The sequence below is a fragment of the Deltaproteobacteria bacterium genome (genome assembly GCA_016874735.1).
Classification (GTDB): Bacteria; Bdellovibrionota_B; Oligoflexia; order Oligoflexales; family CAIYRB01; genus CAIYRB01.
In genome coordinates, this window is the sequence record VGTI01000086.1 from 1 (window position 1) to 10,218 (window position 10,218).

Sequence of the window (10,218 nt, forward strand, 5' to 3'; positions counted from 1 at the left end):
GCAGCATGAACAACCAGTCCCTCATCGGTAGATTTAAACTCGTCGTCCAGTGGGTGGCAGCCAGGTCTGGCCGCATTTACATCGAGTGGCCTGAGCATGGGTCGACACGCACCTGCTCCGCATGTGGATCTAAGCTGGCCGAAGGACTCCCCCCGGAGGTACGCAGTTGGGACTGCCCATCCTGCGGCAGTCACCACCTGCGTGACGAGAACGCTGCCATCAATGGATTGAAACTTGTGATGCACAAAGACTTGCCCTGCTCGGGCCAGATACCACCAGTGACGCGGAGACACTCAGCCCGGTTTACCGGCAGCGGCATCGAACGCTCGTCGCTCGACGCCACAGGTAAACCCAGCGTCACGACCACTAAGGTCGTGGAGCTGAGACGAAGGCGCTCCGCGAGCACTGGACGGTCCTCTGTGCCGCATGGTGCCAGTGCCTAGGAGGTGGCTAACACCACCTCCGGGGGCGTGGCATGCAGCCCAGCGCTGGCTGCAACTGTGCGGAAATTCAAGGTAGCTCAAGCTAGGGCTACGCCGTAAGTACCTGAATGAATAGATTTAGGTAGATTGCGGAGAGCGGAATCCGTTTGGCGTATATCCGGAACCGAAATAGGCTAGATATCCATATTGCCCACCTGTTAATGCGGAACCAACAGTTACACTAGATGCCGCGGAAGCGCCGCTATTGGCATTCAGCACATCGATGCCGGTCCAGGCATTCTGATTGTTGTTAACCACCAGCATATCTGGCGGATTTGTAGTACCAATTCCGACGTGCCCTGCGGATCACTGTTCATGGGCGCCTATCGAGTTAGAGATCAAATTGAAACCGTCAATATCATCAGTCAAAATTCGCTCTTGTATTCAGAAAAGTAGAACATCTTCAGGGTCGTCGGAGAATGCTTTAGCTTGCGCTAGCGCGCGCTGCGCAGATTCGAACGTAGTGTAGTCTATGGACGCTACGAAGCATTGGGCTCGCTGCAACATCTTTATGTATGTGGCCGGGTTGTCCGTGCGCGTTAGCTTCTTCACGCCGCCAAGGTAGTCCGAGCGGTAGACCGTCGGGATGATGACAGGGACCTCGCAAGTTGAGTATAACTCGCGATTCATGGCGATGCGGCTCAAGCGTCCGTTGCCGTCCGTAAAAGGATGTACCTCGGCAACCATAAATTTGATGAAGGCGGCACGAGCGAAACCAGGCTCCAGAGCTCGGAATAACTCGAAGCCTTTACGAAGCGTACCCTCCACTAGTTCTGGTACCACGAAGGCGGTGGAGCCGGCAAAATTGCGCACGGTCTTGAACCGCCCAGGAAGTTTATCCGGGTGAGCCTTCATGATTGCCGCGTGATAACGCATTAAGTCGGCTGCCATCGTTCCGTATGATGTCCAAGACTCGGGACGGGTCGAAGCAATGCCCATCAAGGTGCGGAAAGTGCCGAGTATGTCGTGCCCGTCAGGACGCCGGTCGGGAATCTTGCCATCAAAGGCGATGGCGCGTGCTTCTTCAAGCTCGAATCGCGTTCCCTCGATGTAGTTCGAGAAGTAAGCGTCGAAGAAACACAGGGTCGATATTGCGCTTTCAGAGCAGAGGACCGTATCCAATGAAAGCTTTTTGAGCAGACTCGCCGGTTGGCGAAGTGCCTGAAAAAGTTGCTCGAAGCGAACGACCCTCTCTGGATCATACGGATAGCCAGTCGCCCGCTGTTGCGCGCGGTCCGACTTGAGGATCCCATCTGAGCGGGTCTTTAACATGGTTCCAGCCAGCTTTTGGAACCTTTCCGCTTCATGAGAGAAGCCACTAGTTTCTGCCAAGCGGTGGAGTGCATTTACTTTCTCTCGAAAGGCATTTTCGCCGCTAACGCGGATGTAGTCGTCGAGCTGCTCCTCGAACTTCTCTTGTGATAGAACCTTGCTGAACCCACCGTGAGCCTTAACGCGGCGCAGATTTTCCAACCAGGCTCGCTCAGGTGATGCCAGATGCAGTCCCCCTGCGAATGGCATGTCGCCCGGGAGCGCCTGTGGCCCCTTGACCAAATGCACGGTCAGACCCGGAAGTTGCACCTTCTTGTCGTATTTGTAGGATAGGACGATGTGCCAATTGTCCTTCAGCTTTGCTGGGCCTGCCTCCAGCGCACTGCGGTGGCTGATAATCGCGCCAGCATAAAGTGAGCCCAGGACTTGGTATAGATTACGTCGGAGCACATCTGCCGGATCTTCCGCAACTGCGGTTGTATAGATGCTCGGGACAAGGCGACGAAGTTCGCCTGCGTTGACGGCCTCCGAGATCGCGTTTGCGAGGGTCCCAGGGCCCTGCGAAAGGACTAACTCGCCTATGAGATTTTGACGGATTACTGGCCGCATTCGGATCCCCAAGTGGGCGTGAAATTCTGTCCAGGTATTAGCCCCCGTCTGTAGCTTATCGGTAATTTTCTTCCAAAATCAATCGGCTATCGTGAAGTCTTTTCTAAAATAAATTTAACAGTTAATTCAATTTCTTATATGCCCAGCGAGCTTGCCGAATCTTATTACTGGAAAATTATTCACGAAAATTCATTAAACATGGATAAATTTTCACGTTATCCACTGTGGGAAATTTCCTTGAGATCAAGTTGGCAACGAGAGCCGGTGATATTTTTTCGCCTCACGGATCCAGGCATCACCGGTATTCGCGGCATGCGAGCCGCTGCCCAATAGAGTGCTACCACCTGTGGTAAAACTAGAACCACCGCCACCACCGCTAGCCCAATTGGTGCCACCGCCGCCACCACCACCGCCAGGTCTCGGCGAGGACGCTGCGGTCCCGCCTGCCGCAATCGACCAGTAAGTCACCAAGCTGGGAAGGGATCGGCATAGCGACGCCACGCGGTGGCGCCTTTTTTAAACTCAGCGGCGCTGAGCAAACAGTCATCAAGTGCTTGCTGGACCGCGGTACGATCGAAATGTTGCCCGATGAGCACTAGCTCTTGGTTACGATCACCAACCTCATCGTCCCACTTAACTTGAACCTCTGCCATTTCCTCATCTGTCAGGGCCCACTCATCACGCGGAGTATCGGCGAGCCAATGACCAGCCGCATTTAGAACGCATGATTTACCAGCGATCGATAGACTGCCCATCAGATCAGGGCGCGATGCCAACCAAACAAAGCCTTTGGCGCGTACCAAGCCTTGATCCCACACACCCTCTAAAAACGCGGCGAAACGCTCGGGATGCAGGGGGCGCTTGGCGCGGTAAACAAAACTTGAAAATCCGTACTCTTCCGCTTCCGAACCCTCGTCACCACGCAGCGTGGTTAACCAACCGGCTGCAGCCGATGCTTGATCAAAGTCAAACAAACCTGTGTTTAAGATTTCGCCCAGGGCCACCTGGCTCTTAGTCGTGTGGATGACCTTGGCCGATGGATTTAGTTTTTGGATGAGACCGGTGAGTTCTTGGAGCTCTTCTTTGTCAACGAGATCGGTCTTATTGATGACGATCACGTTGGCAAATTCAACTTGCTCTACTAGTAAATCCGATACAGTCCGCTCGTCCGTGTCATCAATGCCAGCATCAATATCAACTAATTGATCTGCAGCGGCATAGTCTGCGAGGAAAGCCTGTGCATCGACGACCGTCACCAAAGTGTCTAGTTTGGCCACAGTAGAGAGTGTCTCACCATCTTCACTGGTGAACGTAAAGGTCTCAGCAACAGGCATAGGCTCAGAGATGCCGGTCGACTCGATCACGAGGTAGTCAAACCGTCCCTCGCGCGCGAGTTTCCCTACCTCAATAAGGAGATCCTCTCGCAGTGTGCAGCAAATGCACCCGTTGCTCATCTCAACCAGGCGTTCGTCAGTGCGGCTAAGTGCTGCGTCACCGCCTTTGACAAGTGCGGCATCGATATTGACTTCGCTCATGTCGTTAACGATTACTGCGACTTTTAGTCCCTGACGGTTGTTCAGGATATGATTAAGGAGTGTGGTCTTTCCCGCGCCGAGGAAACCGGAAAGAACGGTAACGGGTAAGCGATTTGGTGCCATGCATCCACTCCCAGAGCTAAAGTGTGCGCAATCTAGCCGATGCTCATCCGCCCAGCAATCGAAAATGCAAGGAGTTTGCATCTATGTATCGTCGCCTTCTGAGACTTGCCAGCAATATCCTGATTTTTATGCTTTTAATCCTTGGTGTGGAATGGTGGCAGGCATCCTCCATGAGATCCGGTATGTGGCCTGAATCCGCCAGGTTATTGCCATCACTGGAGGGTACCACCGGCACGCTGCCCGAGGCGGGTGGAGGCGTGACACTGGTGTACGTTTTTGCGCCATGGTGCGGCGTTTGTCGCGCGACGGCGGCAAACCTCAATGTCCTCAAGGAGCGTGGATTTCAGGTGAGCGCGTTGGCTCTGGCGTACGAGCAGGAGGCCGAGGTCCGCGCCTTTGTAACTTCGACTGGGCTCTCGACAACCGTACTTCTCGGAAGCGAGGATATAGCCCGCTCCTTGGCAGTGAGCGCGTTTCCATCGTATTTCATCTTGTCACCAACTGGTCGAATCCTTAAGGCGTGGAGTGGCTACGCCACAACGGCCGGCTTGATCCTAAAAATGTGGGCCATTGGCTTGACATCACCAAGTTGACTCGCGTTATCATGAACGGGATGAATAGTTTTAATGCCCCCACTTACTCTCGTCTTTCGTCGCGCCTTGCGACGCTGGCGCTAGCTTTTGTGCTGGCATCGACCACTGGCTGTACCTATCTCAAAGAACTGATCGGTCTCGGGGTGCAAAAGCCCAGGGTGACTTTTTTGGCGGCATCGATCACTAAGTTGAGTTTGCGTGGTATTGATCTCGTGATCGATATTAATGTCGAGAATCCCAATAGTTTTGACCTAAATTTTGCAAAAATAGACTACCAACTCGTTGCCTCTGGGATGCCCGTTGCCCGGGGTGAGTTGGCCAGTAAGGTGCAGATCCCAGCCGAAGGTCAGCACGTAGTGCACGTGCCCCTTACCATTAATGGGGAGTACGCCGTCAAACTGATGCGTGATCTCATGAGCAAACCATCACAGCCGCCAATTGCCTTTCTGACGGCTAACGCCGCGTTCGATACGCCGCTAGGTCCCATGCTCGTGACTTTCGAGGATCAGAGGCCGCTCCATAAGCTCACAGGACGCTGAGGCGCGCCCTGCCTTAATTTGTGATTTACCAAAAAGCCGCGTGTCGCGACCGGCTCAATTTTGCCTACCTGCTGCCGATATCACCTAAGTTAGGGCCCGTGGCCCGAAGTAGGCGAGGTAGGAGATGGTAAACAAATATATTAAACTTGCGATCTTAATGGTAGGGCTGCTTGAGAGCGGGCCAGCCAGTGCCGAGGACTCGAACAGTGTGGGGCAGCGCTGGTCCGTAGTGGGAGTGATCTCAGGCGATCCGCTACCCAATCAGCAACCCACCGGGATCGCGGTACTCCGCAACAACGTCACGCAGCGCTCCTACACGCTGACCATCGGCGATCCGATTCCAGCCGAGTACGGATTTACGCTGAAAAACGTCCTGGCAAAGACCGTCGTCATCGGTAACGGCGCCACGGACGTCACCCTGGGCTTTGGTGAACCACCGGCCGAGGTGCAGACGCCGGATGTCGCGCCTGTTGATCAATTGTCGCCGCGCGTATCGAAGTTCCTAGAGAGCTATCAGCAAAATCTAGACAACGTCGAAAGCGCCTCGGAAGATATCACCTACGACGAGGTGAACGACGCTATCATGGTCATTCCGCGTGCTCACTCGGGTGGTATGGGGCCCGCTGGACGCCTCGGCATTCTGCAAGGTCCCTTACTCAACCTAGATGACGACTTTGAGGAATTTGACTGAGACTCAGCGGGGTGCGTCGTACCAACCATCAGTGATGCGGCGCTCATGAATCAGTGTCCAAGCAGCTCCGGCAAATACCTTCAGTTTAGGTATCGCGATGAGTTCAGGGTCGTCCATGCTTGACTCGGCCCGGATGACTACGTTGAGTTGATCAACCTCGGCGGTTTTAGCCACCAATTGGTCCAAATCCGCTTTCGCTGCTTGTAGTGTGTCGAAGATTGCCACAGCGTAGCGTTTTTCAACGTGGACGAAGGGTGGCTCCGGACGGTTTAGCTCACGCTGCCGCTCGGCTTTACGCAGATCCTCAGCCACACGCATTTTGCCCGTGGACCCAGATTGCTGCTGTTGCTGCTTGTCTTTGGGTTTGCCACTATGGCGATTTTGCTGCTGATGGCGCGGCTTGCCACCCTGGGCTTGGTGCTGCTTTGGCTGAGCATGATTTTTTTGTGGCTGCTGCTGCGTCTGCTGTGGCTGCTGCTGCGGGTTGTTGCCCCCGCCGCCACCTTTCCCGCGTCGGCGGCGACGTCTCTTGCCACCGCGTGCTTGCCCGTCATTTTGCTGTTTTGTGTCGTTCATCTTCCGGTTGACCTCACCAATTGACGTGCTCGTTGGCACCTGACTCAAGGGCCAAACTGAGCGGAACCCGGTCCGTTAGTTCCGCTGGTCCAAAGTACTGGATCGGGCCGGAATAACGGAACTCATCTCCACGCTGCCATTCTGGTCTTTGCTTTGCAAAGTATTTGAACGCAGGTCCATCAAGATTGACTAGTGTTTTTTTGATCACGGGGTGGGGGCCCTTGCCCCTCTCCTCGACAGTCATCATCGCCACAAGTGGCACGCCGCTTGGTTGCCACGCGTCTTCTCCGGCCCCTAAATTGCGCACTACTGCCATGTAGCCACTAGCGCGCACAGCGGCAAGAGCTGCAGCCGTGCGACCGAGCGAGTAGGCGTAGTTGGCGTCGAAGTTGGTGGGAGCAGCGCAGCGCCCCTCGTATCCGAGGAAGTGGTGCTGGTAGCCAAAAGTGCCGCGGAACCGCCCCTCCGCTTTTTCCTCGCGTAAGTGACTGCTCAGGAGCTCGATCAGCAGCTTTTCGGTCTCGACACGCGACAGCGCAACGTTGCCGTGGGGGTCACGGTCCATGAGCAGCTGTCTCTGGATGTCTATGGGCAGACTGGAGAACGTGTAGGAAGCATCACGCGACAACTTACGGTTCATGTACTCGCTCTGCTCGGTAAAGCCGCTGAGCGAATCGATATACTCTTTATGCGCACCGATGACGCCATTCAGCTCTACGATGAGGGCGCGCATTTCGGGGATAAACTCGATGATCCCCTCGGGTACAAGTACAACGCCGTAATTCTTGCCTTGGTCGGCTCGCGCTTTGATGACCGTGGCAATCTCTTCGACAAGAGCGCCTAGAGTTTGCTTCTTGGCCGCAACTTCCTCGGCGATGAGAGTGATGGTCGGCTGTGTTTGCAGCGCCACCTCCATCGTGATGTGGCTCGCAGCGCGTCCCATGAGGCGCACGAAGTGATAATATTTCCGCCCACTCAGCGTATCTTTGCTGATGTTCGATACGAGCTCGGCGTAGACGCGGACGGCGGAGTCGAAGCCAAAAGTGGTCTCGACAAATGAGTTCTGCAGATCTCCGTCGATAGTCTTCGGGACACCAATCACCGCCACCGGCGAGCCCACACTCTTCAGATACTCGGCGAGCAGCGCGGCATTTGTGTTGGAGTCATCGCCACCAATAATGACGAGGGCGTCAAGTGCTAGCTGCTCGAGTACGGCGCGGCAAGTGGCAAGCTTTTCCGCCGTGTCGATCTTGCTGCGGCTGGTCCCAAGTAGGTCGAAGCCTCCAGCATTACGGTACAGCTCTAGGGCCTTCCGATCGAGTGTGACGGTGCGCCCGGCGAGGATACCAGCGGGGCCACCGTAGAATCCAGTGACGCGACTCCCGGGAGCTCCGGCCATCACAGCATCGACCACGCCCCAGATGACGTTATGGCCGCCGGGGGCAGGACCGCCCGATAAGACGACGCCCACGTGCAGCGGCGCACTGCTGCTTGATGTGTTACTTTCGTCGGCCCTGAAATTGATCACACCCCTGCTCAGAAGCGGGTAGGTGTGAGGAAAGAGCTGCACTAATTTCTGCGCTACCGCATCTTCCTGGTGCAACTGGCGTGTCAGATCAGCGCTGTAGGAAACGCCGATGCGACCTAGCTGCTCGAGGCAGCGCGGTAGCTTCGGCACATAGGAGGCACGGGCTTTTTGAAATGCTGAGATCGTCATGGCGAACTAAGTCTCCAAGGGAACTACGGACATCTCGGGTATGTTACTGGTCAAGTTTGGCCTTAACGGCTGCTACAGCTTCGGCAACAGGTAGGCGCACTTGTTTGGCCGTATCCCGGTCGCGTAGCGTCAGTGTGCCGTCCTTGACCGAGTCATTATCGATCGTCAGGCAGTACGGAGTACCAATCTCGTCGTGGCGCGAGTAGCGCTTACCGATCGATTGCTTGTCGTCGTAGCTGACGTTGATGCCCAAACGGCGAAACTCTTTGACGAGCTCCATCGCCATCTCGGGCTGGCCGTCCTTCTTGACGAGCGGCAATATCGCCGCCTTGTAGGGAGCCAACCTTGGGTGCAGTTTTAGGAGCACGCGGGTTTTGGTCTCTCCCTCGGCATCGACACCTGACTCCTCTGCGTAAGCATCGATCAGGAAACAGAGCACGGAGCGCGTCAGGCCAGCGGCTGGCTCGATGACGTAAGGCACATAGCGCCAGCCTGGTTTACCTGTCGCAGGGTCGTTCTTTTGTTGGTCGAAATAGCTCAGCTTGACGCCTGATTCAGCAGCATGCCGACTCAAGTCGTAGTCGGTCCGGGAAGCGACGCCTTCGAGCTCACCCCAGCCCCACGGATAGCGGTACTCGACGTCGTAGCATTCGTCACTGTAATGGGCTAACTCGTCGTCCTCGTGGGCCCTCAGGCGGAATGCGGATTTATCGTTGGCGTAGCGGTGATACCAAGCCATACGCTCGTCGCGCCAGTAGTTCATCCACTCCTTTTGCGTGCCAGGTTCGCAGAAGAATTCCATCTCCATCTGCTCAAACTCGCACGAGCGGAAGATGAAATGCTCGGTGACGATTTCGTTGCGGAAGGACTTGCCAACCTGAGCGATGCCGAAAGGCACCTTCATCGACATCGACTGCTGTACGTTCAGGAACTGGACAAACATAGCCTGTGCCGTCTCCGGACGCAGGTAGGTGACATTTTTCTTAGCAGCCTCTTCGAGCATCTCACGAATTTTGGCAGCGGTTAGAGACTTGCCCTCGAGCTCCCGTGCCACCTCGGTCAGCGGGTCTACTGGGCCGAGGCTCGTGCGGAACATGAGGTTGAACTGGCGCTCTTCACTGAGCGTGGGGGCACCACACTGAGGGCAGACGTATCCCTTCGGGCTCACGGCGCCGCTGAGCTTGGCGCCCCCGGACTTGCCGCCCTGAACATAGTTGACTGTGCTGCCAGCCTCGGCGCGGGGCGCCTTGTCGGCCCGGAAGCGTTCCCGACAGTTAAGGCAGTCTACCAGCGGGTCGGAGAATCCCGCCAAGTGACCAGAGGTCTGCCAAACCTGGGGATGCATCATGATCGATGCGTCGAGACCTACAATATTATCGCGCTCATACACCATATTGCGCCACCACTCGGCGGCGATATTGCGCTTAAGTTCGGCACCGAGGGGACCGTAGTCGTAGCAGGACTTAAGACCACCGTAGATCTCGCTGCTTTGGAACACAAAGCCGCGCCGCTTACATAAGGACACGATCTTAGTCATCAGGTCGTTGCCGGACTCGTTACCGGACTGGTTGGGTGCTTGCTTAGTCAAGAGCAGGTCTCCGCCAAGGTGCCGTCCCCTTAGGACTAGGGGCATGGGCAATCAGTTAGTGCTTAAGCCCAGGGAGAATACCTAAGGTCTGGGGATTCTCCAATGAGATTCGGGCGGTTGACCAAGCTGAGTGGGCACCCTAAAATCTAACTGGCCCGTGATCATGGGAGTTTCCAGTCAGGACGCACGGAATAGGGAATGCGGAATGATGTCATTGGAGGACCAGCCACTGAGACTGCTCCCAACTCAAGTGTTAGATGCTGGCGAGACCAAGGTCATCGCTCATATAGCAGCTTAACCTTCCTCAGTTTAGTGGACACCGAGTTAAGCATAGTATAGCAAGTGCTTAACGGAGTGATTATGTACAAGAAGAGACGGAAATTCGACAAGGAATTCAAACAGAAAGCCATTGATATGGTTCTACGGGACGGTTTGACTCAGGCTGAGGTTGGGCGTCGCTTGGGGATAACTGACGGTATGATTGGCAAGTGGA

11 protein-coding genes are annotated in these 10,218 nt (G+C 55.4%); 5 read left to right on the forward strand and 6 right to left on the reverse strand.

The annotated features are described in order from the left end of the window. A partial coding sequence (locus FJ146_18065; protein MBM4253878.1) for a transposase occupies positions 1-443 on the forward strand: 443 nt, incomplete at its 5' end. A gap of 423 nt (positions 444-866) precedes the next feature. On the opposite strand, the gene FJ146_18070 is transcribed toward FJ146_18065, so the two are convergent. The 3 genes from FJ146_18070 to FJ146_18080 all read right to left on the reverse strand — a co-directional run bounded on the left by FJ146_18070 (position 867) and on the right by FJ146_18080 (position 4,021). Beyond that, entirely contained in the window at positions 867-2,363 is a 1,497-nt protein-coding gene (locus tag FJ146_18070) for a cell filamentation protein Fic (GenBank protein ID MBM4253879.1), read from the reverse strand. Positions 2,364-2,606: 243 nt separating this feature from the next. Continuing rightward, a complete protein-coding gene (locus FJ146_18075; GenBank protein MBM4253880.1) occupies positions 2,607-2,864 on the reverse strand; it encodes a hypothetical protein in 258 nt (85 codons plus the stop codon). Further along, the gene (locus tag FJ146_18080; GenBank protein MBM4253881.1) at positions 2,828-4,021 is read right to left on the reverse strand and encodes a GTP-binding protein; all 1,194 of its coding nucleotides are present in this window, start codon (positions 4,019-4,021) and stop codon (positions 2,828-2,830) included. The genes FJ146_18075 and FJ146_18080 overlap by 37 nt, the downstream gene beginning before the upstream one ends. Before the next feature lie 83 nt (positions 4,022-4,104). On the opposite strand from FJ146_18080, the gene FJ146_18085 reads away from it, so the two are divergent. The 3 genes from FJ146_18085 to FJ146_18095 all read left to right on the forward strand — a co-directional run bounded on the left by FJ146_18085 (position 4,105) and on the right by FJ146_18095 (position 5,844). Then, positions 4,105-4,614, forward strand: coding sequence for a TlpA family protein disulfide reductase (locus tag FJ146_18085; protein MBM4253882.1), 510 nt, complete (start codon positions 4,105-4,107; stop codon positions 4,612-4,614). A gap of 11 nt (positions 4,615-4,625) precedes the next feature. Further along, complete coding sequence (locus tag FJ146_18090) at positions 4,626-5,153, forward strand: LEA type 2 family protein (protein MBM4253883.1); 528 nt, start codon at positions 4,626-4,628, stop codon at positions 5,151-5,153. Between the two features lie 124 nt (positions 5,154-5,277). Next, positions 5,278-5,844 (forward strand): hypothetical protein, encoded by a 567-nt coding sequence (locus tag FJ146_18095; protein MBM4253884.1) that lies wholly within the window; start codon positions 5,278-5,280, stop codon positions 5,842-5,844. A 3-nt stretch (positions 5,845-5,847) separates the two neighbouring features. Here the strand turns inward: FJ146_18095 and FJ146_18100 are convergent, their stop codons facing one another. The 3 genes from FJ146_18100 to FJ146_18110 are packed head-to-tail and all read right to left on the reverse strand — an operon-like array spanning position 5,848 to position 9,674. Then, complete coding sequence (locus FJ146_18100) at positions 5,848-6,420, reverse strand: hypothetical protein (GenBank protein ID MBM4253885.1); 573 nt, start codon at positions 6,418-6,420, stop codon at positions 5,848-5,850. A 13-nt stretch (positions 6,421-6,433) separates the two neighbouring features. After that, the gene (locus FJ146_18105) at positions 6,434-8,137 is read right to left on the reverse strand and encodes a diphosphate--fructose-6-phosphate 1-phosphotransferase (protein ID MBM4253886.1); all 1,704 of its coding nucleotides are present in this window, start codon (positions 8,135-8,137) and stop codon (positions 6,434-6,436) included. Between the two features lie 43 nt (positions 8,138-8,180). Then, complete coding sequence (locus FJ146_18110) at positions 8,181-9,674, reverse strand: glycine--tRNA ligase (protein ID MBM4253887.1); 1,494 nt, start codon at positions 9,672-9,674, stop codon at positions 8,181-8,183. Between the two features lie 411 nt (positions 9,675-10,085). Here FJ146_18110 and FJ146_18115 point away from each other — a divergent pair. Next, positions 10,086-10,218 (forward strand): transposase (locus tag FJ146_18115; protein MBM4253888.1); only part of this gene is annotated, 133 nt, incomplete at its 3' end.

Coding starts and splice junctions, on each gene's coding strand:
- FJ146_18095 (MBM4253884.1), top strand. CDS start 5,278: ATGGTAAACAAATATATTAAACTTGCGATCTTAATGGTAGGGCTGCTT.
- FJ146_18105 (MBM4253886.1), bottom strand. CDS start 8,137: ATGACGATCTCAGCATTTCAAAAAGCCCGTGCCTCCTATGTGCCGAAG.
- FJ146_18110 (MBM4253887.1), bottom strand. CDS start 9,674: ATGACTAAGATCGTGTCCTTATGTAAGCGGCGCGGCTTTGTGTTCCAA.
- FJ146_18080 (MBM4253881.1), bottom strand. CDS start 4,021: ATGGCACCAAATCGCTTACCCGTTACCGTTCTTTCCGGTTTCCTCGGC.
- FJ146_18070 (MBM4253879.1), bottom strand. CDS start 2,363: ATGCGGCCAGTAATCCGTCAAAATCTCATAGGCGAGTTAGTCCTTTCG.
- FJ146_18085 (MBM4253882.1), top strand. CDS start 4,105: ATGTATCGTCGCCTTCTGAGACTTGCCAGCAATATCCTGATTTTTATG.
- FJ146_18100 (MBM4253885.1), bottom strand. CDS start 6,420: ATGAACGACACAAAACAGCAAAATGACGGGCAAGCACGCGGTGGCAAG.
- FJ146_18090 (MBM4253883.1), top strand. CDS start 4,626: ATGAACGGGATGAATAGTTTTAATGCCCCCACTTACTCTCGTCTTTCG.